The sequence below is a fragment of the Streptomyces sp. NPDC006544 genome (genome assembly GCF_040611715.1).
In the GTDB taxonomy this organism is placed as follows: Bacteria; Actinomycetota; Actinomycetes; order Streptomycetales; family Streptomycetaceae; genus Streptomyces.
Window position 1 is genome coordinate 22275 of sequence record NZ_JBEXOV010000049.1, and the last position, 24422, is coordinate 46696.

Annotated in this window: 24 protein-coding genes; 12 read left to right on the forward strand and 12 right to left on the reverse strand. The window is 73.4% G+C overall.

Translation table 11 applies throughout. From position 1 onward, the window contains the following. Positions 1 to 259 precede the first annotated feature (259 nt). From ABZY44_RS22305 to ABZY44_RS22315, 3 genes are all read left to right on the forward strand, one after another. Positions 260 to 466: a cold-shock protein gene (locus ABZY44_RS22305; protein WP_003967346.1), complete on the forward strand. Its 207-nt coding sequence runs from the start codon at positions 260 to 262 to the stop codon at positions 464 to 466. Between the two features lie 329 nt (positions 467 to 795). Next, positions 796 to 2418 (forward strand): chaperonin GroEL, encoded by a 1623-nt coding sequence (gene groL, locus ABZY44_RS22310; RefSeq protein ID WP_356656435.1) that lies wholly within the window; start codon positions 796 to 798, stop codon positions 2416 to 2418. 202 nt (positions 2419 to 2620) lie between these two features. Next, on the forward strand, positions 2621 to 3229 hold the full coding sequence (locus ABZY44_RS22315; RefSeq protein ID WP_356656437.1) for a phosphoribosylanthranilate isomerase: 609 nt from the start codon (positions 2621 to 2623) through the stop codon (positions 3227 to 3229). A gap of 94 nt (positions 3230 to 3323) precedes the next feature. Here ABZY44_RS22315 and ABZY44_RS22320 read toward each other — a convergent pair whose 3' ends face one another. After that, positions 3324 to 3929 carry a TetR/AcrR family transcriptional regulator gene (locus tag ABZY44_RS22320; RefSeq protein WP_356656439.1) on the reverse strand — a complete coding sequence of 202 codons (606 nt, stop codon included), beginning with the start codon at positions 3927 to 3929 and terminating at the stop codon, positions 3324 to 3326. 96 nt (positions 3930 to 4025) lie between these two features. Between ABZY44_RS22320 and ABZY44_RS22325 the strand changes: the two genes are divergently transcribed. From ABZY44_RS22325 to ABZY44_RS22335, 3 genes are all read left to right on the forward strand, one after another. Then, the gene (locus tag ABZY44_RS22325) at positions 4026 to 4847 is read left to right on the forward strand and encodes an NAD(P)H-binding protein (protein WP_356656441.1); all 822 of its coding nucleotides are present in this window, start codon (positions 4026 to 4028) and stop codon (positions 4845 to 4847) included. 113 nt (positions 4848 to 4960) lie between these two features. Continuing rightward, a complete protein-coding gene (locus ABZY44_RS22330; protein WP_356656443.1) occupies positions 4961 to 5863 on the forward strand; it encodes a haloalkane dehalogenase in 903 nt (300 codons plus the stop codon). Positions 5864 to 6105: 242 nt separating this feature from the next. After that, complete coding sequence (locus ABZY44_RS22335; protein WP_356656445.1) at positions 6106 to 6708, forward strand: hypothetical protein; 603 nt, start codon at positions 6106 to 6108, stop codon at positions 6706 to 6708. Positions 6709 to 6715: 7 nt separating this feature from the next. Here the strand turns inward: ABZY44_RS22335 and ABZY44_RS22340 are convergent, their stop codons facing one another. The 4 genes from ABZY44_RS22340 to ABZY44_RS22355 form a co-directional block, all read right to left on the reverse strand. Next, positions 6716 to 7681 (reverse strand): GNAT family protein, encoded by a 966-nt coding sequence (locus tag ABZY44_RS22340; RefSeq protein WP_356656447.1) that lies wholly within the window; start codon positions 7679 to 7681, stop codon positions 6716 to 6718. A gap of 234 nt (positions 7682 to 7915) precedes the next feature. Then, entirely contained in the window at positions 7916 to 9472 is a 1557-nt protein-coding gene (locus ABZY44_RS22345) for a PTS transporter subunit EIIC (RefSeq protein ID WP_356656449.1), read from the reverse strand. A gap of 69 nt (positions 9473 to 9541) precedes the next feature. After that, positions 9542 to 10468: an N-acetylmuramic acid 6-phosphate etherase gene (murQ, locus tag ABZY44_RS22350; RefSeq protein ID WP_356656451.1), complete on the reverse strand. Its 927-nt coding sequence runs from the start codon at positions 10466 to 10468 to the stop codon at positions 9542 to 9544. Positions 10469 to 10487: 19 nt separating this feature from the next. Beyond that, positions 10488 to 11483 carry a MurR/RpiR family transcriptional regulator gene (locus ABZY44_RS22355; RefSeq protein ID WP_356656453.1) on the reverse strand — a complete coding sequence of 332 codons (996 nt, stop codon included), beginning with the start codon at positions 11481 to 11483 and terminating at the stop codon, positions 10488 to 10490. A 124-nt stretch (positions 11484 to 11607) separates the two neighbouring features. Between ABZY44_RS22355 and ABZY44_RS22360 the strand changes: the two genes are divergently transcribed. Next, positions 11608 to 11988: a hypothetical protein gene (locus ABZY44_RS22360; protein WP_356656455.1), complete on the forward strand. Its 381-nt coding sequence runs from the start codon at positions 11608 to 11610 to the stop codon at positions 11986 to 11988. 7 nt (positions 11989 to 11995) lie between these two features. Beyond that, positions 11996 to 12262, forward strand: a complete 267-nt coding sequence (locus ABZY44_RS22365) for a DUF4031 domain-containing protein (RefSeq protein WP_356656457.1) — start codon at positions 11996 to 11998, stop codon at positions 12260 to 12262. Between the two features lie 93 nt (positions 12263 to 12355). On the opposite strand, the gene ABZY44_RS22370 is transcribed toward ABZY44_RS22365, so the two are convergent. Together ABZY44_RS22370 and ABZY44_RS22375 are read right to left on the reverse strand one after the other, a co-directional pair. Next, the gene (locus tag ABZY44_RS22370) at positions 12356 to 13606 is read right to left on the reverse strand and encodes a Cmx/CmrA family chloramphenicol efflux MFS transporter (protein WP_356656503.1); all 1251 of its coding nucleotides are present in this window, start codon (positions 13604 to 13606) and stop codon (positions 12356 to 12358) included. Positions 13607 to 13687: 81 nt separating this feature from the next. Then, complete coding sequence (locus ABZY44_RS22375) at positions 13688 to 14392, reverse strand: hypothetical protein (RefSeq protein WP_356656459.1); 705 nt, start codon at positions 14390 to 14392, stop codon at positions 13688 to 13690. A 109-nt stretch (positions 14393 to 14501) separates the two neighbouring features. Between ABZY44_RS22375 and ABZY44_RS22380 the strand changes: the two genes are divergently transcribed. Then, positions 14502 to 15197, forward strand: coding sequence for a copper homeostasis protein CutC (locus tag ABZY44_RS22380; RefSeq protein WP_356656461.1), 696 nt, complete (start codon positions 14502 to 14504; stop codon positions 15195 to 15197). Positions 15198 to 15285: 88 nt separating this feature from the next. On the opposite strand, the gene ABZY44_RS22385 is transcribed toward ABZY44_RS22380, so the two are convergent. Then, on the reverse strand, positions 15286 to 17376 hold the full coding sequence (locus ABZY44_RS22385) for an AAA family ATPase (protein ID WP_356656463.1): 2091 nt from the start codon (positions 17374 to 17376) through the stop codon (positions 15286 to 15288). Positions 17377 to 17744: 368 nt separating this feature from the next. Between ABZY44_RS22385 and ABZY44_RS22390 the strand changes: the two genes are divergently transcribed. Both ABZY44_RS22390 and ABZY44_RS22395 read left to right on the forward strand, forming a co-directional pair. After that, a complete protein-coding gene (locus ABZY44_RS22390; RefSeq protein ID WP_356656465.1) occupies positions 17745 to 17954 on the forward strand; it encodes a hypothetical protein in 210 nt (69 codons plus the stop codon). A gap of 68 nt (positions 17955 to 18022) precedes the next feature. Then, complete coding sequence (locus tag ABZY44_RS22395; RefSeq protein ID WP_356656467.1) at positions 18023 to 18934, forward strand: glycosyltransferase family 87 protein; 912 nt, start codon at positions 18023 to 18025, stop codon at positions 18932 to 18934. On the opposite strand, the gene ABZY44_RS22400 is transcribed toward ABZY44_RS22395, so the two are convergent. The 3 genes from ABZY44_RS22400 to ABZY44_RS22410 all read right to left on the reverse strand — a co-directional run bounded on the left by ABZY44_RS22400 (position 18892) and on the right by ABZY44_RS22410 (position 22107). Next, positions 18892 to 20535, reverse strand: coding sequence for a DNA repair helicase XPB (locus ABZY44_RS22400; RefSeq protein WP_356656469.1), 1644 nt, complete (start codon positions 20533 to 20535; stop codon positions 18892 to 18894). The two genes, ABZY44_RS22395 and ABZY44_RS22400, sit on opposite strands and share 43 nt — an antisense overlap. A 179-nt stretch (positions 20536 to 20714) precedes the next feature. Next, the gene (locus ABZY44_RS22405; RefSeq protein WP_356656505.1) at positions 20715 to 21404 is read right to left on the reverse strand and encodes an HAD-IA family hydrolase; all 690 of its coding nucleotides are present in this window, start codon (positions 21402 to 21404) and stop codon (positions 20715 to 20717) included. 94 nt (positions 21405 to 21498) lie between these two features. Continuing rightward, complete coding sequence (locus tag ABZY44_RS22410) at positions 21499 to 22107, reverse strand: TetR/AcrR family transcriptional regulator C-terminal domain-containing protein (protein WP_356656471.1); 609 nt, start codon at positions 22105 to 22107, stop codon at positions 21499 to 21501. An 85-nt stretch (positions 22108 to 22192) separates the two neighbouring features. Here ABZY44_RS22410 and ABZY44_RS22415 point away from each other — a divergent pair, with 85 nt between their 5' ends. After that, positions 22193 to 22771, forward strand: a complete 579-nt coding sequence (locus tag ABZY44_RS22415) for a peroxiredoxin-like family protein (RefSeq protein WP_356656473.1) — start codon at positions 22193 to 22195, stop codon at positions 22769 to 22771. A gap of 188 nt (positions 22772 to 22959) precedes the next feature. Here the strand turns inward: ABZY44_RS22415 and ABZY44_RS22420 are convergent, their stop codons facing one another. Continuing rightward, positions 22960 to 24222 carry an LPXTG cell wall anchor domain-containing protein gene (locus ABZY44_RS22420; protein WP_356656475.1) on the reverse strand — a complete coding sequence of 421 codons (1263 nt, stop codon included), beginning with the start codon at positions 24220 to 24222 and terminating at the stop codon, positions 22960 to 22962. Positions 24223 to 24422 lie beyond the last annotated feature (200 nt).

The window sequence follows — 24422 nt, forward strand, 5'->3', positions numbered from 1 at the left end:
GAAGGGTTGACATTGAGTCAACATGCGTGCGCGCTATGGGGTGTTGGCGCGGTTTGTCCGGCCCGAGTTGCCCTGGAATATTCCTGGTTTTCACCCTATTTCAATCTTTTGCCGTGTCCAGAATTCTCGTCGGAATGACCTGTTGCAGACAGCAGCGGTGCGGATACATTCAGCCCCGGTCGAGGCGTTCCGGCGCAAGTTCTGACCCGGGACCGCGAAGTGCGGTCCTGCGCAAGGGCCAGTAATAGGGGAGTTAGGCATGGCTCAGGGCACCGTCAAGTGGTTCAACGCGGAGAAGGGCTACGGCTTCATCGCGGTCGACGGTGGTGCGGATGTGTTCGTCCACTACAGCGCCATCCAGATGGACGGGTACCGCACCCTTGAAGAGGGTCAGCGGGTCGAGTTCGAGATCTCGCAGGGCCAGAAGGGTCCGCAGGCGGACATGGTCAAGCTCGCCGTCGGCTAGTCCGGGCGCGACCGACCACCGACACGCACGTATACGAGGGGCCCACATCCTGGACACGGGATGCGGGCCCCTCGTGCTGCGCGGGGGCTCCGAGCCCTTGCGAGGCCCGGGTGTTCATCCCGGGTTGCCCGAAGCCGCTTGCACTCGGGGGTGCCGAGTGCTAATCATTGGCGTTAGCACTCTCCAGGTGAGAGTGCTGATATTCGAGGACCGGGTCGGTGAGGCCCGCAGGGTCCGGCGGGAAGGAACCGCCGGGCACTCAGGCCGTCCGTCGCGGGCGCGGGCGCGGTCCGGGAGCAATCCACCGCTGTCCGGGAGGACCACTTCAGATGGCCAAGATCATTGCGTTCAACGAGGAGGCCCGGCGCGGTCTCGAGCGAGGCATGAACCAGCTCGCCGACGCCGTCAAGGTCACCCTTGGCCCCAAGGGTCGCAACGTCGTCCTTGAGAAGAAGTGGGGCGCCCCCACGATCACCAACGATGGTGTCTCCATCGCCAAGGAGATCGAGCTCGAGGACCCGTACGAGAAGATCGGCGCCGAGCTGGTCAAGGAAGTCGCCAAGAAGACGGACGACGTCGCCGGCGACGGTACGACCACCGCCACCGTTCTCGCCCAGGCGCTCGTCCGCGAGGGCCTGCGCAACGTGGCCGCCGGTGCGAACCCGATGGCCCTCAAGCGCGGTATCGAGAAGGCCGTCGAGGCCGTCTCCGCCGCCCTGCTGTCGCAGGCCAAGGACGTGGAGACCAAGGAGCAGATCGCTTCGACGGCCTCCATCTCCGCCGCCGACACCCAGATCGGCGAGCTCATCGCCGAGGCCATGGACAAGGTCGGCAAGGAAGGCGTCATCACGGTCGAGGAGTCGCAGACCTTCGGGCTCGAGCTCGAGCTCACCGAGGGCATGCGCTTCGACAAGGGCTACATCTCGGCGTACTTCGCCACCGACATGGAGCGCATGGAGTCGTCCCTCGACGACCCGTACATCCTGATCGTCAACTCGAAGATCGGCTCGGTCAAGGACCTGCTGCCGCTCCTCGAGAAGGTCATGCAGTCCGGCAAGCCGCTGCTGATCATCGCCGAGGACGTCGAGGGCGAGGCCCTGTCGACCCTGGTCGTCAACAAGATCCGCGGCACCTTCAAGTCCGTCGCCGTCAAGGCTCCGGGCTTCGGCGACCGCCGCAAGGCCATGCTCGGCGACATCGCCATCCTCACGGGCGGCACGGTCATCTCCGAGGAGGTCGGCCTCAAGCTCGAGAACGCCGGTCTCGACCTGCTCGGCCGCGCCCGCAAGGTCGTCATCACCAAGGACGAGACCACCATCGTCGACGGTGCCGGTGACAGCGACCAGGTCCAGGGTCGCGTCAACCAGATCCGCGCCGAGATCGAGAACTCCGACTCGGACTACGACCGCGAGAAGCTCCAGGAGCGCCTCGCGAAGCTGGCCGGCGGCGTGGCCGTCATCAAGGCCGGCGCCGCGACCGAGGTCGAGCTCAAGGAGCGCAAGCACCGCATCGAGGACGCCGTCCGCAACGCGAAGGCGGCCGTCGAAGAGGGCATCGTCGCCGGTGGCGGCGTGGCCCTGCTCCAGGCTTCCTCGGTCTTCGAGAAGCTCGAGCTCACCGGCGACGAGGCGACCGGCGCCAACGCCGTCAAGCTCGCGCTGGAGGCCCCGCTCAAGCAGATCGCCGTCAACGGTGGTCTCGAGGGTGGCGTCGTCGTGGAGAAGGTCCGCAACCTGCCCATCGGTCACGGCCTGAACGCCGCGACCGGCGAGTACGTCGACATGATCGCCGAGGGCATCATCGACCCGGCGAAGGTCACCCGCTCCGCGCTGCAGAACGCGGCGTCGATCGCGGCCCTCTTCCTCACCACCGAGGCCGTCATCGCCGACAAGCCCGAGAAGGCCGGCGCCGGCGCCGGTGGCGGCATGCCGGGCGGTGACATGGACTTCTGATCCGCCCCGGGCTCCGGCCCGCAGCAGATCGGCTGTTCTTCACGTACCGAGGGCGGCGCTCCTTCTCCACGAAGGGGTGCCGCCCTCGGGCGTTTCCGGGCGGCCGGAGGCGCGAGGCCGCGTCCGCGACGAGGGGGCCGGGTCCGTGCCCGGACCGTGGGACGCGGCGCCGTGGGTGCGCGGCGTTTGGTTGACTTCTGTCATGACGGACGCGACGAACGTATTCATCAAGATCTGCGGGCTGCGGACCGTGCGGGACGTCGAGGCGGCCGTGGCGGCCGGAGCCGACGCCCTCGGGTTCGTCTTCGCCCCCGGGAGTCCGCGGACCGTCGACGCCGCCGCGGCGCGGAAGCTGATCGCCGGGGTGCCGGACGGGGTGCTGACCGTCGGGGTGTTCCGGGGGCAGCCGGTGGACGAGGTGCGGCGCTTCGCCGAGGAGAGCGGCGTGCGCTCCGTGCAGTTGCACGGGGACGAGGGCGCCGCGTACTACGAGGAGCTGCGGGCGCCCGGCCGGACGCTGATCCGTGCCACGGCCCGCGCGGTGGCCGCCGTCGGGGAGTACGGGGAGGACCTGCTCCTCATCGACGCCCCCGACCCCGGCTCCGGCAAGCCCTGGAACTGGGCTTCGGAGGAGTTCACCGCACCCGCGGGCCGGTGGCTCCTGGCGGGCGGGCTGACCCCGGACACCGTGCGGGAGGCCGTGGAGGTCACCGGGGCGTGGGGCGTGGACGTGTCCAGCGGGGTCGAGCGGGAGCGCGGCGTGAAGTCCCCGGAGCTGATCCGCGCGTTCATCGAGGCCGCGCGGAGCTAGTGCCGCGGCCCGGTGGACCTTTCCGGTCGGCACCAGCCGTATTCCGCCGACGGGGGGCGCGTCCCGAGACCCGGGGTTTCCGGGGGGCAGGGGGTCAGGGGGTCAGTGAGTCGATCCAGCGTTCCAGCCGGCGGCCCTCGGAGGTCATCAGCCCGGGGTCGCGCAGGGTGTTGGTGAGCAGCGAGATGCCCTGGTAGCCGGCGATCAGGGCGACGGCCAGCTCGCGGGCGTCGGCGGTCCGGCCCAGGCCGTGGAACTGCTGCTCGGCCCAGTCGAGGAGGACCCGCATGACCTTGGCGAGCGCCTGGTCGAGGCCGTCCTCGCGCTTGTCGAGCTCCGAGGCGAGGCTGCCGGTCGGGCAGCCGTAGCGGGCGGTGACCTCGCGCTGGTCCACCCAGCCGGCCAGGAGCGCCTTCAGGCGGTCCTGGGGGGTGGGGAGCGCGTCGAGGGCGGTGATCAGGTCCGCGAGTGTCCGTGCGTGGGCGTCGATGGCCGCCTCGACCAGCTGGTCCTTGGTCTTGAAGTAGTAGTAGACGTTGCCGAGCGGGACGTCGGCCGCGCGCGCGATGTCGGCGATCGTCGTCTTCTCCACGCCCTGTTCGTGCAGGACCTGGGCCGCCGCCGCGGCGAGCCGTTCGCGCTTTCCGCCGCGCCTGCCCGCGGGCTTGTCCCCGGGCTCGGCAGATTTTGAGTGAGTCACCTGACTGACTGTAGACGGGCGCGCCCCGGGAGGCTATGGTCGGCACACGAGTTAGTCAGTCGACTAACTTAGAAATTCCGACGGCAGGAGACTTTCATGATCGTCATCACGGGCGCGACGGGGAACGTCGGCAGCGAACTGGTGCGCGTCCTCGCGGCGGCGGGAGAGCGGGTCACGGCCGTCTCCCGCCGGGCACCCGAGCACGCCCTGCCCGCCGGTGTCCGCCACCACCGGGCCGACCTCGCCGACCCCGAAAGCCTGCGCCCGGCCCTCGAGGGGGCCGAGGCGCTGTTCCTGCTCGTCGCGGGCGAGGACCCGCGAGGCGTCCTCGACCTGGCGCGGTCCGCCGGCGTACGCAGGGTCGTGCTGCTGTCCTCGCTCGGGGCCGGGACCCGGCCCGAGCTCTACGCGCACCCGGCCGCCTTCGAGGAGGCGGTGCGCGACGCGGGCCTCGAGTGGACGATCCTGCGCTCCGGCGGGCTGCACTCCAACGCCTTCGCGTGGGCCGAGTCCGTCCGGACCCACCGCACGGCGGCCGCGCCCTTCGGGGACGTCGGACTGCCGACGGTCGACCCGGCGGACGTGGCCGAGGTAGCGGCGGTTGTGCTGCGCGGGGCGGGCCATGCGGGAGCCGTGTACGACCTGACCGGACCCGTCCTGACCACGCCGCGCGAGCGGGCCGGCGCGATCGCCGGGGCGATCGGCGAGCCCGTGCGGTTCGTGGAGCAGAGTCCCGGCGAGGCGCGGGCGCAGATGCTGGCCTTCATGCCCGAGCCGGCGGTCGAGGGCACCCTGTCGATCCTGGGCGCGCCCCTCGCCGCCGAGCTCGCGGTGAGCCCCGCCGTCGAACGGATCCTGGGCCGTGCCCCGCGCCCCTTCGCCGCCTGGGCGGACCGCACGGCCCCGGCCTTCCGCTGACGCCGCCCGCCGCCCGCCGCCCGCCGCCCGCCGCCCGCCGCCCGCCGCCCGCCGCCCGCCGTCCGCCGTCCGGTCCGCGTCCCCGTCCGTCCCTTTCCGAAGGAGCAGCAGCCGTGCCCGTACAGCCCGTACTCGACTCGACGATGTACTACCGGGAGGCCGGTGCCGGTGCCGGCGCCGGAACGGATGCCGGTGACCCCGCGCCCACGGTCTTCCTGCACGGGAACCCCACCTCCTCCCACCTCTGGCGCGGGGTCCTGCCCGCGGTCGCCGGCCCCGGCCGCCGGGTGCTCGCACCGGACCTGATCGGCATGGGGGAGTCCGGCAAGCCCGCCGTGGGCTACACCTTCGCCGACCACGCCCGCTACCTCGACGCCTGGTTCGACGCGCTCGGCCTCGACGGGGTGGTGCTGGTCGGGCACGACTGGGGCGGCGCGCTCGCCTTCGACTGGGCCGCCCGCCACCCGGAGCGGGTGCGCGGGATCGCCTTCACCGAGACCATCGTCAAGCCGATGACCTGGGAGGAGTTTCCCGAGGGCGGCCGCGGGCTGTTCCGGGCGGTCAAGACGCCAGGCGTCGGCGAGGCCATGGTCCTGGACGAGAACGCCTTCATCGAGCAGGCGTTGCCCGGTACCGTCGCGTTCCCCTTCGACCCGCGCGACCTCGACGCGTACCGGGCCCCGTACCCGACGCCCGAGAGTCGGCGCCCGCTCCTCCAGTGGGCGCGGTCGATGCCGCTCGGCGGGGAGCCCGCCGAGGTGGTGGCCCGCGTCGCGGCGTACGGCGGCTGGCTCGCGGCGAGCCCGGAGGTACCCAAGCTGCTGATGACCTTCGCCCCCGGCCCCGGGGCCATGACGGGCCCGGAGACCGTCGACTGGTGCGTGGCGAACGTCGCGGGCCTGGAGCTCGCCCGGCACGACGACGTGCGCGCCGGACACCACACCCCCGAGGACCACCCGCTGCTGATCGCCGCGGCGGTGGCGGACTGGGCCGGACGGCACGGCCTGTGGCGTTGACCGCAGGCGGTGGGTCCTGCCGGGCAGGTGCGGCCGGGGGCTCCGGGTGGGTCACGGGGCGTCGTCCGTCGTCCTGCGCGGGGTCGGCCCCCTGCACGTACGGGGACGCGGCGGAGGCGAACGGCGGTCACGGCGGTACGTGTTCCCGCTCCTCGCGGCCGCTCTCGGGGTGACCTCTCAGGGGGATCTCAGGGGTGGGTGCCGGATGTGGCCCGGGGGTCCGTACCCGTACGTTCGTCAGCATGACCAATGCGCGAACTGCCTTCCTCGCAGCACCCGTTCTGATGGGCGCCTACGGCGTCGTCCGCATCATCGACGGCCTCGACGGCAGCCGCGGGCCGGGGCCCGCGTGGAGCCTGGGCCACCTGTGCTTCCTCGGCGCGCTCTTCTTCTTCGTCCAGGGCTTCGCCGCGATGCGCACGGCGGCCGGCCGCAACCGGCTGTCCACCGTGGGTCTGTGGACCGGGGCGGCGGGAGCGGCCGCCGTGGGGGTGCAGTTCGCCATCGACCTGGTGGTCGGGTTCCTGTCGGAGGACCGGGGCGCCATGGAGGAGCTGTTCGCCCGGGTCCAGGACATACCCGGCGTGCTCCCGGTGTTCTACGACTTCGGCCCGATGCTGTTCTTCGCCGGCCAGTTGGTCCTGGTCTCCCAGCTCGCCAGGCGCCGCGTCCTCAGGGCGTGGGCCCCGGTCCTGGTCCTCGTCGACACCACCCTGCCCTTCGCCGACAAGGACCTCATACCCCTCGGAGCCGTCCTGCTCCTGGTCTCCTTCGCCCCGCTCTGGCGCACCCGCGAGGTCGCCGCGGACGTCGTGGCCGACGCGAAGGCGCCGGCCACGAACTGACGCGTGCTCAGTGACTGTCCGCGCCGGGTGGTCCGTCCGTGCGCAGGCGGGCGTGGAGGTGTTCGTCGTGCCAGCCGTCCGCGTGGAGGAGGGCTCCGCGCATGGTGCCCTCCAGGGGGTAGCCGGCCTTCAGGGCGACGCGGCAGGAGGCAGGGTTGGCCACCGAGTGGGTGATGCGTACGCGGTGCAGGCCGAGTTCCGCGAAGGCCCAGCGGGTCACGGAGGTCACCGCCTCGGTCATGACCCGGCTGCCGCGTCCGGCGGGCAGGAGCCAGTACATGATCTCGCCGCTGCCGCCGTGCAGATCGAGGTCGGCCAGCCCGATCAGGCCGAGGGCCTGCCCTCCGGCGGCGGGGGCGACGGCCCAGGCCGCGGCCTTCTCCGTCTCCCAGCGGCGACCGTAGCGCGCGATCCGCTTCTCGGCCTCGGCCAGGGTGAACCGGTCCGTGCGGTTCCAGTGCCGGATGTCCGGTTCGAGGCCGGCCCGGATCAGCGCGGGGGCGTCGTCGGGCTCCCACGGGCGCAGGTGGAGGCCCCCGGTGCCGGGTAGGTCGAGCACCGGCTGGGGGAGGGCGCTCATCCGCCCGGCGGGAACGACCGCGGGTATCTCCTCGCAGGCGCGGAACAGGGACAGGAGCGCCTGGGCCGCGGGGCTCTCGCCGTCGAAACCGTGGCTGCGGCCCAGCTGTTCGGGGACCGCCGGGCCGGTGAGGAGGACCCGGTTGCAGGAGAAGCAGGGGGTGACGTCGTAGAGGTGGTTCAGCTCCGCGTCGTGGGCGCGGAGGCCCCAGGTGGGCGTGAAGCACCGCGCCGGTTCCCCCGGGGGCAGGCTCGCGACGAGGGCGAGGGCTCCGGCGGCCTCGGCGCCGGTCCACACGCCGACGGTGGTGCCGCCGGCTGTCGGACCCCACGGATCGGCCTGGCGGTCGAGGCGGACGACTTCGAGGGCTTCGGCCCCAGGGGGGATCTCCATGCCCCGAGTATGCCGAAGGCCCTGTCCGGGCAGGGCGTACGCGGCTTGGGGCAGGGGGTCCGGTCGGCCGTCCGGGACGACGGCGGGTGTCGGGACGGACGGGGCCGGGGGGATCTGCTCCGCGACACGAACCTGACACGAGGCGGCGTACCCGGGCGTACCCGCGAAGGCTCCCGGCCGGTGGGCCACACCGGCCGGGAGCCTTCGTACGTCAGGGGCGGGTGCTGCCCGGGGTCACCTGCCCACGCCCACCGGTGCGGGGCTGGCGGGCTCGGTCGCCGGGGCCGGGGACGCGGTCCCCGGGGCGGCGTCCTCGTCCGGGTCCGCGTTGAAGTCGGTCAGCATCTGCTGGGTGAAGCCGAAGAAGTACGTGGCGGCGAAGCCGACGAGGTAGCCGACGGCCAGGCCGCCCGCGTAGATCACGATCGTCATGCCCATCCCCGACTTGCCGTCCAGCAGCGGGAACAGCGCCCAGCCCGAGGGGCCGATGGCGGTGGATCCGAAGGCCGTGCCCAGCTGGTTGAAGAGGCCGACGAAGGCTCCGCCCGCCGCGCCGCCGACGCAGGCGGTGACGAAGGGCCGGCCCAGCGGCAGGGAGACGCCGTAGATCAGGGGTTCCCCGACGCCCAGGAAGCCGGCGGGGAGGGCGGACTTGATGGTGGTGCGGATCGAGCGGTTGCGCGGGAGGCGGTAGTAGACGGCGATGGCCGCGCCGACCTGGCCGGCGCCCGCCATCGCGAGGATGGGGAGCAGGACGGTGTAGCCGGTCTGTTCGATCAGGGTGGTGTGGATGGGGATCAGGGCCTGGTGCAGGCCCAGCATGACCAGCGGGAGGAAGAGCCCGCCGAGGACCAGTCCGGCGAAGGCGCCCCCGGTGGCGAGCAGCCATGTGGCGAACGTACCGATGGCGGTGGACACCTCGCCCGCGACGAACATCAGGCCGAAGAGGGTGACCAGGCCGGAGACGAGGACCGTGAGGGTGGGGGTGACGAGGACGTCGAGCGCCTCGGGGACCCACGTGCGGCACCACTTCTCCACCTGGACGGCGAGGAGCGCGGCCGCGAGCGCGCCGAGGACGCCGCCCTGGCCGGGGGAGAGGGGCTGGCCGAAGGCGTCGATCTTCGCGACGCCGGGGAAGACGATGATCGCGGCGACGGCGCCGCCGAGGATGGCCGTGCCGCCGAACTCCTTGGCCGTGTTGTAGCCGACGAAGACGGCGATCAGGGACATGAAGCCGCTGGCGATCGCGGCGAGGGCCGGTACGACGGCGGGCAGCCAGCCCATGTTCGTGAGGAAGCCGTTCAGGCCGGCGATGATGCCGCAGCCGATCAGGGCGGGGATCAGCGGGACGAAGATGTTCGCGACGCGGCGCAGGAACAGTTTGAAGGGGGTGGAGTTCTTCGCCTTCTGCGCGGTCTTGATGGCCGCGCCCTGGGCGGCGAGTTCGTCGGCGGTGGCGGCGCCGCCACCGGCCCGGACCCCGGGGGCCGGACCGGGAGCGGGGGCGGGGGCCGGGGCGGGGGCGGCCGAGCGGCCCTCCTCGACCAGGGCCTCGAACTCGGGCGTGACGCGGGCGACGGTGCCCGGTCCCAGCACGATCTGGTAGGTGTCGTCCTCGACCACGCCCATCACGGCGGGCACGGCTTTGAGTGCCTCGTCCTGGACCAGCGATCGGTCGCGCAGGGTGATGCGCAGGCGCGTCATGCAGTGCGCGACGGACAGGATGTTGTCCGGACCGCCGACCAGAGGAAGGATCGCGGCGGCGGTGGCGCGGTTCTTGTCAGTGGACATGTCGTGGTCTCGCCTTGCTGCTCGGGTTGTCGCGGGGGGTCGGCGGAAGGTCGGCGGGGGCCGTGCGGGTCAGGGGGAGGTCTGGGCGAGGGCGGCCCGGAGGTGGCCCCCGGAAGCGGTGAGCAGTTCGCCGGCCGTGGGGCCGTCGACGCCGCCGAGGACGACGAGGATGGCCTGCTTCACCTCGCCGTCGCAGGCGCTGAGCGCGGCCTCGATCTCGGCGTCCGGGGCGCCGGTGGCCAGGGAGACGATGCGGCGGGCGCGGGCGCGCAGCTTCTCGTTGGAGGAGCGCATGTCGACCATCAGGTTTCCGTACGTCTTGCCGAGCCGGATCATCGTGAGGGTCGAGATGAGGTTGAGTACGAGCTTCTGCGCGGTGCCGGCCTTCAAGCGGGTCGATCCGGTGAGGAGTTCGGGGCCGACGACGACCTCGATGCCGTGGTCGGCGGCCGCGGCGAGCGCGGAGCCGGCGTTGCAGGACAGGCCGACGCTCAGCGCGCCGCGGCCGCGGGCGAACTCGACGGCGCCGATGGCGTACGGGGTGCGGCCGGAGGCGGAGATCCCGATGACGGTGTCGTCGGCGGTCAGGGCCAGCGCCGTCAGGTCCTCGGCGGCCAGTTCCTTGGAGTCCTCGGCGCCTTCGACGGCCTTGACCATGGCGGCGGGGCCGCCCGCGATCAGGCCGACGACCTGGGAGGGGTCGGTGTTGAAGGTGGGCGGGCACTCGCTGGCGTCCAGGACGCCCATCCGGCCGGCGGTTCCGGCCCCCGCGTAGACCAGGCGCCCGCCGCGGGCCATCCGCTCGGCGATCGCGTCGATGGCGGCGGCGATCTGCTCCAGCTGACCGGCGACGGCGGCCGGGACGGTGGCGTCCTCGGCGTTCATGAGGCGGGCGATCTCGAGGGTGGACAGCCGGTCGATCTCGGCCAGTTCGGGGCGGAAGGCCTCGGTGGTCAGGGTGGCGAGCTGGGCGCGGAGTTCGGCGTACGCGGTCATGAGGGGAGCTCCTGAGCTGCTAGCGGGTGCCGCTGGTGCGCTTGACGGTGGGTACGGGGGAGTGGTGCCGGGGCGCGAGCGCCTCGTACGAGGCCGCGAGCGCGGGCGCGGCGGTCTCGTAGGTCCGCTGCGCGACGCCGACGAAGAGGCAGTCGACGACGAGGAGCTGACTGGTCCGGCTCGACATGGCGGCCGGCCGCAGCTGCGTCTCGCGGGCGGCGGAGGTGGCCAGTACGAGGTCGGCGTAGTGGGTCACGGGGGCGTTCGGGCGGCCGGTGAGCGCGAGGGTGGTGGCGCCGTGCTCGAAGGCGATCCGCAGGGGTTCGATGACGTCGTCGGTGCCGCCGGAGTGGGTGACGGCGACGGCCACGTCGCCGGGGCGGAGCAGGACGGCGGTGGTGACGGCGAGGTGCGGGTCGCTGTGCGCGTGGGCGAGGAGGCCGATGCGCTGGAGTTTCTGGGCGAGGTCCTGGGCGACGAGGCCTGAGGCGCCGACTCCGTAGATCTCGATGCGGCGGGCCGCCGCGAGGGCGGAGACGGCGGCGCCGAGGGCGGCGACGTCGAGGCCGGCGGCGGTGTCGGCGAGGGTCTGGGCCTCTTCGCGGGCCAGCTTGGCGACGACGTCCGCGAGGGAGTCGTCGACCGCTATGTCCACGGTGACGGCGGGGGCCGCGCCCGACTCCTGCTGCGCGGCGAGGGCGGCGAGCGCGAGGCGCAGGTCGCGGTAGCCGGCGTAGCCGAGCAGGCGGGCGGTGCGGACGACGGTGGCCTCGCTGGTGCCGGTGCGGGCGGCGAGGTCGGTGACGGTGAGCGCGGCGCAGGCGGCGGGGTCGGCGGCGACGGCTTCGGCGACGGCCTGCATGGAGCGGGTCATCGAGGGGCCGAGGCTGCGCACGCGGGCCCGCAGGGCGGCGGGTGCGGGGACGGGGACGGGGACGGGGGGCCCGGATGCCGGCCCGGCCGGGGCCGGCGGGGAACCGCCATCGCTGAAGGTTTCTTTCATTCTCTCGCTCACGCCTGAAATCTATTTTCAGACACCGGTGGGCGTCAAGACGCCACAAGGCACCTTCGGAAGGGGCCGTTCGCGGACGGGAAAGGGGACCTTCGCCACTTGGCCCGCACGGGTCCACAATGTGTCCATGGACCACGCCACCCCCCTGGAACAGGCGCTGCACGCCGCCCGCGCCCTGGTGCTCGCCGATCTCGTCGCGGGCCAGGTCGCCGAGGCCGATGTCGTCTCCCTCGTCGAGGACTCGGTCACGCACCGCCGGTGGTGGGTGGAACAGTGGCCGGAGGGTGCCGACTACCTCGCCGGACTCGTCGCCCAGGACGTCAAGGACGCGCTGCTGGAGAAGTACGGGCGCTGGCCGCTGTGCCCGGTCTGCCACCACGGCGAGCCGCACGCGCTGGACGTGGAGCCCGAGCTCGGACCGGACCCGATGTGGGTGTGCTCGGAGGCCGGCGTGCGGGTGGCGCCGGTGGGCGGACTCGGACCGGTCTTCGGCGGGCGCGCCGAATGAGCCGCCGGTGACCGTCTACATCGACCCCCCGACCTGGCCGGGCCACGGCCGGATGTGGTCGCACCTGGTCAGCGACGTCTCGTACGAGGAACTGCACGCCTTCGCGGCGTCGATCGGCTGCCCGCCGAAGGCCTTCGAGCGCGACCACTACGACGTGCCCGAGCAGCGCTACGAGGATGCGGTGGCCGCGGGCGCGGTCGAGATCGGCAGCAAGGAACTGGTCCGGCGGCTGACGGCGGCGGGGCTGCGCCGGCCGAAGGGGAGGCCGGCCTAGCGCTGTGACCGGCGGATGGGCCCCGGGGCCGCCGGTCGTCGGGTGCCGGTCGTCGGAGCCGAAGGGGTCAGCGCCCTCCGGCCGCCGACGGGGTCAGCGGCCGGAGGGTTGCCCGGTTTCGGCCAGGCGGGGCGTGTCGGCGGCGGCGGATCGCGCCGAGGACGTCACGACGCGGGTCGCGCGGGGCCCCGTACGGCGGCTGCGGCGGTCCAGGCGCAGGGCCGCGAGGCCGAGCCCGATGGCGGTGACGGTCATCGCGGCGCCCGCCCAGGCCGTGGCGGAGAAGCCGTGGCCGGCGTCGATGACGGTGCCCCCGAGCCAGGGGCCGCCCGTGTTGCCGAGGTTGAACGCGGCCGTCGTCGTCGCGCCGGCCAGGGTCGGGGCGGCGCCCGCGACGTTGAACATGCGGGCGTTGAGCGCCGGGGCGGTGAAGAACGCCGAGAAGCCGATCAGGAAGGACAGGGCGATCGCGGCCGCGGCCGTGGAGGCCAGCAGGGCCAGCGCCGCCAGGAAGGCGGTGGAGGCGGTGATCCCCCACAGCATCACGCCGAAGAGGTGCGCGTCGGCGATCCGCCCGCCCAGGGTGGTGCCCAGCAGCGCGCCCACCCCGAAGAGGCCGAGGATCCACGGCACCCAGCCGGAATCCAGCCCGGCCACGTCCGTGAGCAGCGGGGACAGGTAGCTGAAGGCGCAGAACACGCCGCCCGCGGCGAGCGCGGTGACGCCGATGGACAGCCAGACCTGGCGGTCGCGGTAGATGCGCAGCTCGCGGGAGAGCGTCGGCTTCTCGGCGGGCAGCGGGATCTTCGGGATCAGGGTGAGGATGCCGACGAGCGCGACGGCGGAGGCCGCGGCGACGGCCCAGAAGGCGGAGCGCCAGCCGAACTGCTCGCCGAGGAACGCACCGGCCGGGACGCCGAGGACGTTGGCGATGGAGAGCCCGCCGATCATGACGGCCATGGCGCGGGCGCGCTGGTGCTGCTCGACCATGGCGATGGCCACGGCCGCGCCCACGGCCCAGAATCCGGCGCAGGCGAGCGCGGAGACGATGCGGGAGGCGAAGAGCAGCTCGTAGGAGGGGGCCAGCGCACCCGCGACCTGCCCGAGGCCGAAGAGGCTGATGAGCGAGACGAGGGTGGTGCGGCGGGGCAGCCGCAGCGTGGCGACGGCCAGCAGGGGCGCACCGACGACCATGCCGATCGCGAAGGCGGATATGAGCAGGCCCGCCTGCGGGATCGTGACGCCCATGTCCTCGGCGATGGGCGGCAGGAGCCCGGAGAGCATGAACTCGCTGGTGCCGAGCGCGAAGACGGAGAGGCCGAGGACGTAGACGGCGACGGGCATGCGGGCGCGGGTTCGTGCGGCTGCTACGGGCATGAACTACATCAACGGCCGTGCCCGGGATCGAATTCCCCCCGTTTCGTGTCAGGTGTATGAAATGAGCCTCTCGAGCTCCTCCGCCAGGTTGGCGCGGGCCGGGGCCTCCCAGTGCGCCGTCCCGTACGGGGTGCGGAAGAGGCGGGGCAGGCCGAGCAGCTGGCGCAGGACGGCGGCGCGGCCCTCGCGGAAGGCCTCGTCGGGGACGAATCCGTACTCGGCGCGCACGGCCGCCGCGTACGCCGCGTACTCGGCCGGGGTGCCCGCGAGGACGGCCAGGTCCGCGTCGCACAGGACCTCGCCGTTGGTGTCGCCGGGCGCGGGGTCGTGGGTGACGGTGAGGCGGACGAGGCGGGCCACCTCGGCGGTGGTGGCCGCGCCGATGCCGAGCTCGGGGAGGGCGCGCTCGGCGAGGGCGGCGCTGCGTTCCTCGTTCTCGGAGCGGTCGGGACGGTAGACGGCGTCGTGGAACCAGGCGGCGAGCTCGACGGCGGCCGCGTCCGGGGCGTCCGGGGCGTCCGCGCCGTCGGCCGTGTCCGCGCCCTGCGCCGTGTGCGGGGCGAGTACGTCGATCCGTGCGAGGACGTCGGCGAGGTGAGCGGTGGTGTGGTACTTGCGCTGCGGCTCCGCCCAGGCCGCCAGGAGGCGGTCGGCGTAGGGGGCGGGGTCACGGCCGGCCGCGGCCCCGGCGGCGGTGGTGGCGTTCTGCCAGCGGGCGCGGAGGATCTTCTCGCGGTGCGCGTCGGATGTCATGCGCACATTGTGGTGGGGGCGTGATGGTGCTGGTGAAGCGCGGGCGAGGGCCCGTACCCTGGATATTGGACTAGACCTATTTCCATTACGGGACTAAGGATGGGATTACATGAGCAACCGTGCGCTCCTGGAGGTGATCGCCCTCGACGTGGAGGACGCGGTCGCGGCCCGGGCCGGTGGGGCGGACCGACTCGAACTGGTCACCGACATGGCCGCCGACGGGCTCACCCCGCCGCGCGAGACCTTCGCGGCGATCAGGGCGGCGGTCGACATCCCGCTGCGCGTGATGCTCCGCAGGGCCGACGGCTTCTCGGCGGGATCCGCCGAGGACGTGGAGCGGCTGGTCGCGGATGCGCGGGCGCTGCGCGCGGAGGGCGCGGACGAGTTCGTGCTCGGCTTCCTGAACCCGGACGGCAGCCCCGACCTGGCCGCCGTCGAGGCGGTCGTGGCGGAGCTCGACGGCTGCCCCTGGACGTTCCACCGGGCGATCGACCGGGCCGGTGACCGTGACCGGCTCCGCAAGGCGCTGGCCGGGCTGCCCGGCCTGGACACGTACCTGACGGCGGGCGCGGCGGGCGGCGTCGACGAGGGCCTGCCGGTGCTGCTGGCGGAGGCGGCGAGGGCGGGCGCGCCCGGCTACGAACAGCGGATCCTGGTCGGCGGCGGCCTGGTGCTGCCGCACGTCCCGGGGCTGCGCGAGGCGGGCATCGACGGCTTCCACATCGGCGGCGCGGCGAGGCCCTCGGGGTGGGGACACCCGGTCTCCCCGTCCGCGGTCGCGGACTGGCGGGCGGCCCTCGGCTGACCCCGCGCGGCGGGGCCGGCCCCGGCGCGCGGTGGGGGCGGGCCCCGGCGCGGTGCGGCCCGCCCCGAGCGGTGGAGCCGGGGGCCGGTCAGGACAGGGCGGCCGGCAGCGGTGCGGCGTGCAGGAGGGTCAGCCCGGAGACGGCCCGGGTGAGGCAGACGTACAGGCGGCGCAGGCCGGTGCGTTCGTCGGGCTCGCCGTCCACCACCGCCGACGGCTCGTCCAGGACGACGTAGTCGTACTCCAGACCCTTGGCCAGCGACGCCGGCACCAGCGTCAGCCGCGACTGCGCCGTGGTCTCCTCGCCGGGCGAGAGGTACGGGAGCCCCGCGGCGGCCAGGGCCTGCGCCAGCTCCGGGATCCGCGCGTCCGCCGCGATCAGGCCGATCGACCCCTCGTGCGCCAGTGACGACCGGCAGGCCTCGATCACCGCCCCGGTGAGGCCGGACGACGACGCGACCGGGGTGAGGACCAGCGACCCCGGGGTCTCGCGGACCGAGGAGACCGGGGCCAGACCCGGGGAGATCGACGGGAGCAGACGGGACGCGTAGGCGATCACCTCGCGCGGCACGCGGAAGCCCGCCGTCAGCTCCTCCAGCACCGCGCCCGGCTTGCCCAGGTGCTCGAGCGCCTCGTCCCAGCTGCGCGTCGCCCACGGCGTCGTGCCCTGCGCGAGGTCGCCGAGGACGGTCGCCGAGCCGGTCGTGCAGCGGCGGCCGACCGCCCGGTACTGCATCGGCGACAGGTCCTGCGCCTCGTCGAGGACCACGTGGCCGAGCGAGTGCGTGCGCTCCACCAGGTCCGTGGCCTCGTCGATGAGGACGAGGTCCGCCGCCGACCACTTCGCCGACTTCACGCTGCGCTGCGGCTTGGCCCACAGCAGCAGCCGCTGTTCGTCCGGCGACAGGATCCCGTCCGCCTGCGCCGCCAGGAACTCCGGATCGGAGAGGAGGCGCAGGACCAGCTTGGCCGGTTCCACCAGCGGCCACACCGCCTTGACCACGGCCTTGACGGCCGCGTCGCGGGCCACCGCGTCCTGGACCCGGTCGTCCGGGGCCTCGCCGGCCTGCTCCATCCGGACGAGGACGGCGTGCGCGATCCGCTGCGGCAGGGCGTCGCGGGCCGCGCCGTAGCGGATGTCGCGGTTCTGGAGCTCGGTGACCATCTCGGCGATCTCGTACGCCGGCACGCGCCAGCGGCGCGACCCGCGGACCACCATCAGCGGTTCCACGGGCTGCGTCACGTGGGAGTGGACCGCGCGCCGCAGCACCTGCGCCATGCGGGCGTCGCCCTTGACGACGGCGGTCTCGGCGGAGTCCGCGCCCCGCACCTCGGTGCCCGCGCGGGCGACCAGGTCGTCGACCGTGGCCTGCTTGACCTCCAGCTCGCCCAGTGCGGGCAGGACCTGCTCGATGTAGTGGAGGAAGGACCGGTTCGGCCCGATGACCAGGGTGCCGGTGCGGGCGAGGCGGTCGCGGTGCGCGTAGAGGAGGTACGCGACACGGTGCAGGCCGACGGCCGTCTTCCCGGTGCCGGGACCGCCCTGGACGCAGACCGAGCCGGACAGCCCGGACCGGACGATCTCGTCCTGCTCCGGCTGGATCGTCGCGACGATGTCGCGCATGGGACCGACGCGCGGCCGCTCGATCTCCTGCTGGAGCAGCTTGCTGACGGCCGTCGCCTCGGCCGGATCGGAGAGGTGCTCGTCCTCGTACGCGGTCAGCTCGCCGCCCGTGTAACCGAAGCGGCGGCGCAGCGAGACGTCCTGCGGGTCGGCCTTCGAGGCCCGGTAGAAGGGCTGGGAGACGGGGGCGCGCCAGTCGATGACCATCGGGTCGCCGCCCGCGTCGTGGACGTGGCGGCGGCCGATGTAGAACTGCTCGCCCTCCGCGCCTTCGGCGAGCTCGGCGCCGGGCGCGTGCAGGTAGTCGAGGCGGCCGAAGAAGAGGGGGGTGTGGGCGAGGTCGGCGAGGGCCTTGATCCGGTCGTCGATCTGGGCCTGGAGGACGATCGCGTTGACCCAGTTCGCGGTGACGTCGCGGATGTCGAGGGCCTCGACGTCCTCGCGCATCGCGCGGAGCGCGGAGCGGGACGCGGCGAGGTGGGACCGCTCGCGGCCCAGGGGACCGGCGGCGGCGTGTGGGTCGGTGGGGACGTCTGCGGGGGCGTGCGCGGGCACGGAACTGCCTCCTGCTGCTGGGCGACTGCGAGATGCGGGCGGACAGGCCCGCCGGTTTCCGTCCGGCGGGCGGCTCTCCCCGGTGCGGCAGCGGGAGGCGGCAAGAGCGCAGATTGTAGTCACCGGGCCGGTGGCGCGCGAGCGGATAACCCGACGGCCGGGGCGAAGGGAGCCGGACGTGCGGAGCCCGTCGCAGGTCCCCTCCCCCGATGCCCCCGAACGGGTGCCGTAGGGGTGTCGTTCGGTGGTCCTCCTCCTTCGGGCAGAGCCCGTAGGGGGACGCATGGGCCGGGAGTCGTAGGCGGGAGGCCCGCGGGCTCCGCCCCGCGGGCGATGTGCCGGGCGGCGCGAAGAGCCACCATGAACACATGAGCACCGCAACCTTCACCCCGATTCCGGGCACGCGCCCCGGGGGCACCTCGCGGCCGAAGGCCGCAGGAGCCACCGCCACCTCCGACTCCCGTCCGCGCCACCGCGTCGGTGGCGTCCTGCGGGCGGCCAAGGTCTTCGCGGCGACCGCCGTGAGCGTCGTCGTCCTCGGCGAATACGGCGAGGACGCGGGCGTCATACGCCGCTGACGCCGTACCCGGCCCCGCCGCTCGCGCAGCGCTCGGGCGCCGGAGTGCTGATCCACTAAGGTCACGCCGTGACCCGGAGTTCCCGCACCAGCCGTCTGCCGTCGCCCCGCTCCGGTGTGCTGGTCACGGGCCTGCTGCTCGCGCTCGGCGTGCTCCGCATCGCCCCGCGCGTCCCCATGGCCGACGCCCTCGTCCACGGCTTCTCCGCCGCCGAGTGGAGTCCGCCCGCCGTGTACCCGCCGTTCGCGGCGATCCTTTTCATGCCGGCCGCCTGGCTGCCGACCGGGGTACTGAAAGCCGTCCTGATCCTGGGCAACGCCGGTCTGCTCGCCCTGCTGATCCTGCTGTCCTGCCGCCTGGCGGGACTGCGGCCCCGCCCGGGCCCCGTCATGGCCGCCACCATCGCCGGACTGTGGCTGGAGCCGCTGTTCCAGACCCCGCTGCCGGGCCAGATCAGCCTGGGCCTCGCCTGTGTGGTCCTGTGGGACCTGCGCCGCCCGCGCGCCGCGCTCGGCAAGGGCTTCGCCCTGGGCACCGCCGCCGGGATCACCCTGACCCCGGCGCTCCTGATCCCGTACCTCCTGCTCACCGGCCGTGTCCGAGCCGGCCTGACCGCGCTGGCCGCCCTCGCCGGTACCGGCCTGCTCGGCCTGCTGGTGCTGCCGCGGGCCTCCACCGAGTTCTGGTCCCGCCACCTGGCCACCGGGGGCCGCGCCCTGCTCGTGGACTGGCCCCACCTGTGGGTCTGGGCCGTCCCCCTGCTCGTGGCCCTCCTCGGCGCGGCCTGCCGCGCCGCCGCCTTCCGGACCCGGGCGCGGACCTCCGCCCCGACGCCGGCCCCCCGGGAACGGATCCGGGTGCGGGCCCGCACTCCGGCACCCGGACGCGGACCCCGACCCGGACCCGGGCCCGGCGAGCAGGGCGGGGCGGCCGCCGGTCAGTCGGTCGCCAGCAGCTCGTCCGCGTCCATGATCCGGTAGGCGTAGCCCTGTTCGGCCAGGAAGCGCTGGCGGTGCGCGGCGAAGTCCTGGTCGATGGTGTCGCGCGCCACGACCGAGTAGAAGCGCGCCTCGTGGCCGTCGGCCTTCGGGCGCAGCACGCGGCCCAGGCGCTGGGCCTCCTCCTGGCGGGAACCGAAGGTGCCGGACACCTGGATGGCGACCGTGGCCTCGGGCAGGTCGATGGAGAAGTTCGCGACCTTCGAGACGACCAGCACGCTGATCTCGCCCTCGCGGAAGGCGTTGAAGAGCTTCTCGCGCTGCGCGTTGGAGGTCTCGCCCTTGATGACGGGCGCGTTCAGGTGCTCGCCGAGCTCGTCGAGCTGGTCGATGTACTGCCCGATGACCAGGGTCTGCTCGCCGGCGTGCTTGCGCACCAGCGCCTCGGTGACCTTCCGCTTGGTGGCGGTGGTCGCGCAGAAGCGGTACTTCTCCTCCGTCTCGGCGGTCGCGTACGCGAGGCGCTCCGACTCGGTGAGGTTGACCCGGACCTCGACGCAGTCCGCCGGCGCGATGTAACCCTGCGCCTCGATCTCCTTCCACGGGGCGTCGAACCGCTTCGGGCCGATCAGCGAGAACACGTCCGACTCGCGGCCGTCCTCGCGCACCAGCGTCGCGGTCAGCCCGAGGCGGCGGCGCGCCTGGAGGTCGGCGGTGAACTTGAACACCGGCGCCGGCAGCAGGTGCACCTCGTCGTAGAGGATCAGGCCCCAGTCCCGGGAGTCGAAGAGCTCCAGGTGCGGATAGATGCCCTTCCGCTTCGTCGTCAGGACCTGGTACGTGGCGATCGTGACGGGCCGGATCTCCTTGCGGGTGCCGGAGTACTCGCCGATCTCCTCCTCCGTCAGCGAGGTCCGCTTGATCAGCTCGTGCTTCCACTGGCGGGCGGAGACGGTGTTCGTGACCAGGATCAGCGTGGTCGCCTTGGCCTTCGCCATCGCGCCCGCGCCGACCAGGGTCTTGCCGGCGCCGCAGGGCAGCACGACCACGCCGGAGCCGCCGTGCCAGAAGCCTTCGACGGCCTGCTGCTGGTAGGGGCGCAGGGCCCAGCCGTTCTCGTCCAGTTCGATGGGGTGCGCTTCGCCGTCCACGTACCCGGCGAGGTCCTCGGCCGGCCAGCCCAGCTTGAGCAGGGTCTGCTTGATCTGTCCGCGCTCGGAGGGGTGCACGGCCACGGTGTCGGCGTCGAGCCGGGCGCCCACGAGCGGGGCGATCCGCTTGGACCGCAGGATCTCCTCGAGCACCGGCCGGTCGGTGCTGGTCAGGACCAGCCCGTGGACGGGGTGCTTGGAAAGGGTGAGCCGGCCGTAGCGGGCCATGGTCTCGGCGACGTCGACGAGCAGGGCGTGCGGGACGGGGTAGCGGGAGAACTCCACGAGCGCGTCCACGACCTGCTCCGCGTCGTGGCCGGCGGCCCGCGCGTTCCACAGGCCGAGCGGGGTGATGCGGTACGTGTGGATGTGCTCCGGAGCGCGCTCCAGCTCCGCGAATGGCGCGATGGCACGGCGCGCGGCGCCCGAGAGCTCGTGGTCGATCTCGAGGAGGAGCGTTTTGTCGCTTTGAACGATGAGGGGCCCGTTCACACACGTCCCTTTCCTGCGGCGGAGGGCCGCCCGGGCGCGGGCGGCCAAACCTCCAGTCTGCCGTATCGCTCCGCGGGGTGGGTGGTTCTGGGCTGTACGGGGCTGCCGGGCGGGGCCCCGGCGACCCCGGGGGGCCGGGTGCGGCGCCGTTGCTGGGGCTCCGCCCCAGGCCCCGCGCCTCAAACGCCGGCGGGGCTGAATCCGCTGGTGGTGAAGGCGAGGATCTCCGGGGCGGCCTCGCGGAGGGTCGGGAAGTGGCGGTGGGCGTCGGCCGCCGGGGTCGGGCTGTTGACGGACCAGACCGTCATGCCGGCCCGGAGCCCCGACCGGATGCCCGACGGGGCGTCCTCGATGACCAGGCAGTCCTGTGGTGCCGCGCCGAGGAGGGCCGCCCCCAGCAGGTACGGGACCGGGGAGGGCTTGCCTTCGCTCACGCGGGCCGCGTCGACGAGGACCGGGGGGACCGGCAGGCCGGTGCGGGCGAAGCGGCCGCGCACGCGGTGCTCGTAGTTCGAGGTGACCAGTCCCCAGCTGTCCGGGGGCAGGGCGGCCAGCAGCTCGGCCGCGCCGTCGAAGGCCGCGTAGACGCCGGTGCGCACGTCCTCGTCCTCCAGCGCGTGGAGCGTGGCCAGGCACGCGTGCGGGTCCTGGTCGGGGGCGACGGCCGCGAAGGTCTCCAGGGGCCGGGTCCGCAGCGCCACCGCGTGGACCTCGTCCGGGTCCAGGCCGTACCGGTCCGCCCAGGCCGCCCAGACCCGGCGCTGGTTGGCGACGGCGTCGACGAGGGTGCCGTCGACGTCGAACAGGACGTACCGGGGAGCGGGAGCGGACGCGGCCGTGGATCCGGCCGTGGATCCGTCCGTGGACAGGGGCGTGGATCCGTCCGTGGACACGGGCCTGGATCCGTCCGCGGAGGCGGCCGCGGATCCGTCCGCGGAGGCGTATGCGCTGGTCACGACCGGATCATGTCAGGCCGCGCAGGAGCAGGGCCAGGCCTCCGCCGAACTCCCGCTCCGGGCTGACGGAGCGGGCGTCGCGCGCGGTCGCCGTCATGTACGGGAACGCGTGCGCGGGCAGACCGGCGATGGCGGTGGTGCCGGGCCCTTCGAGCGGGCCGAGGTGTTCCAGCTGGAGGGCGCCGATCACGTAGGCGATGACCGCGCGCAGCGCGATGACCCGCTCCTCGCCCTCGATGCCGGCCTCCGTGAGCACCCCCAGCATCGTCTCCGACCAGCGCAGTGCGCTTTCCGAGCGGGGCCGGTGGGTGAGGGTGAGCGGCAGCACGGCCGGGTGGGCGCCCACGACCTCGCGCATCCGGGTGGCCAGGAGCGTGATCCGGTCCTGCCAGGGCCCGGGGGGCGGCGGGGCGGTGTCGATGCCGCCGAGGACGAGCTCGACGACGAGCGCCTCGAGTTCCTCGCGGTCCCGGACGTAGCGGTACAGCGCCATCGTGCTGATGCCGAGTTCGGTGGAGACGGCGCGCATGGACAGGCCGGGGAGCCCGTCGCGGTCGATGACGGCGAGGGCGGCGGCGGCCAGTTGGTCCGGGGTGTGGGAGCGGGGACGCGGCATGACGGTTGACAGCGTACGGCATACGCCTACGCTGGAGGTGTAGGCGTACGGCATACGCCTACGTCGCCCGAGAGAGGGATGCCCCATGCTCGAACCAGGTTCCGTCGTGCCCGCCCGCGCCCTCGCCGCCCTCGGGGGAGAGGCCGTGCCCGTCCCCGACCCCGGGCGGATGGTCCACCTCCAGTTCCGGCGCTTCGCCGGGTGCCCCGTCTGCCATCTCCACCTGCGCTCCGTCGTCCGGCGCCACGCGGAGATCGAGGCCGCCGGGATCCGCGAGGTCGTGCTCTTCCATTCCACCGCCGCGGAACTGCGGCCGCACACGGCCGACTTCCCCTTCGCCGTGGTCGCGGATCCGGAGCAGCGGCTGTACCGGGAGTTCGGCGTCGAGTCCTCCCCGCGCTCGCTGCTGCACCCGCGGGCCTGGTGGCCGGTGCTGCGGGCGATCGCCCGGTCGGCCGTCGCCGTGGCGCGCTGCCGGGAGCGGCTCCCGGACCGGCGGCCGCGGGGCGGCCGGTTCGGGCTGCCCGCGGACCTGCTGATCGCACCGGACGGCCGGGTGCTGGCCGCCAAGTACGGGGAGCACGTCTACGACCAGTGGTCCGTCGACGAGCTGCTCCGGCTGGCGGGACGGAGTCCGGTGGGGGCCGGGGGAGGGGCCGCGTAGGGTCGCCGCATGGCGACCGGTCAGCAAGGATCGGTGCCGGAAGCAGACGCGTTCGAGGTGCCCGCAGGGCTCGTCGGGGACGGCTCGCGGCTGGAGCCCCTCGGGCCGGAGCGCAACGCGGGAACACGACGGCGAGGGGGCCCGGCACATGGTGTGCCGGGCCCCCGCGCCGTTGTCGAAGGGTGGGACTAGCCGCGGACGGCCTTGCGGCGCCGGGCGCCGAGCCAGGCAGCCGCTCCGCCCAGAGCGATGAACACGGCGGCGAGGCCGGTGTACAGGCCGGTGTTGGAGTCGGATCCGGTGTGCGCGAGGGAGCCGGTCGCGGCGGGGGCGTTCGCCGCGGTCGGGGTCGTGGAGGCCACCGGGGTCGTGGTCGCGGAGCCGGTCGGGGCCGGAGTGGTGGACGCGGGGGTGGCCGGAGCCGGGCTGGTCGGGGCCGGGGTGGAGGGCGTGGGGGCGGCGGGGCCGAGCGAGAACTGCTGCGAGTCCTCCACGAAGCCGAAGACGAGACCCTCGGTCAGGTGGACCTGGGCGGTCGCGTTGACCTTGGTGAGCTTCTTGATCTGGGACTTCGGGCCGAGCTTGAGCTGCACGTAAGTGACGCGGTCGCCGGAGGCGGCGCCGAAGCCCTTCGGGATGACCGGCATGTCGACCTCGCCGTGCGCGACGTTCACGTCCTTCCACTGGCCGTCGACCTTGACGCGCGCCTGGAGGTCGGCCTTGGCGGGGTCCTCGTCGGGCAGGTTGACTGAGAACCAGGTGCCGAGGGCGGAGTTGAACTCGCCGTCGCCGGTGACCGAGTAGCGCACGGCCATCATCCGGCAGTCGTCACCGCCGTTGACCTCGCAGGGGCCGAGCTCCTCGAACGCGGCTTTGAGGGTGCCGGGCTTCGTCGTCGGGCTGGTCTTGAAGGTCAGGGAGGGGACGTCGCCGCTCGGGTGGCTGTAGCTCGGTACGGTCAGCGTGAAGTCGCCGTTGACCGTCGGGTAGCTCAAGCCGAGGCCGAGGGTGATCTTCCAGGTCAGCTTCCCGCCCGCGGGGATCTCGAAGGGCTGGTACGCCTTCGAGTCGGCCGGGTAGAACAGGCCCTGCCAGCCGCCGTCCTGGTGTCCGATGCTGGCGGCGGTCGCCGGGGCGTTCACCGCTTCGACCTTGAAAGACACGTCGCTGTCCTGGAGAGGGCTGTTGCCGGTGTGCTCGAGGAGCGCCCACGGGTGGTAGGCGGAGGCCTTGTCCGTCGGGTTGGCCACCGTCAGCTCGAAGGTCTGCGTCGCACCGCCGCGGGTCAGCGGGCCGCTCGGCACCGGGGCGCTCATCGTGGTCTTCAGTTCCGTGGAACCCTCTTCGCTCCCGGCGGCGTGGGCCGACAGCGGCATCAGGACGGTACCGGCGATGGCGGCGGCGACGACGGCGGCGGAGGCGTTGCGCAGGGCGGCGGTGCGAGCGGACATGGTGGACTCCCCCAGGAATCTTCAAGATCAGATGGCAGTGGCGGCCGAGAGGCCGAGAGGCCGATCAGAGGCTGAGCGGCCGGGCGAGATGGCAGGGGCACCTCCCGGCGGTATCTGCGGGAGGTTGAACGCCTGGCCTGTGGTGCGGTTCTCGCCGGCGGCCCGGTTTCTTTCTCCCGGTCGCCGCTGCGATGAGCTGA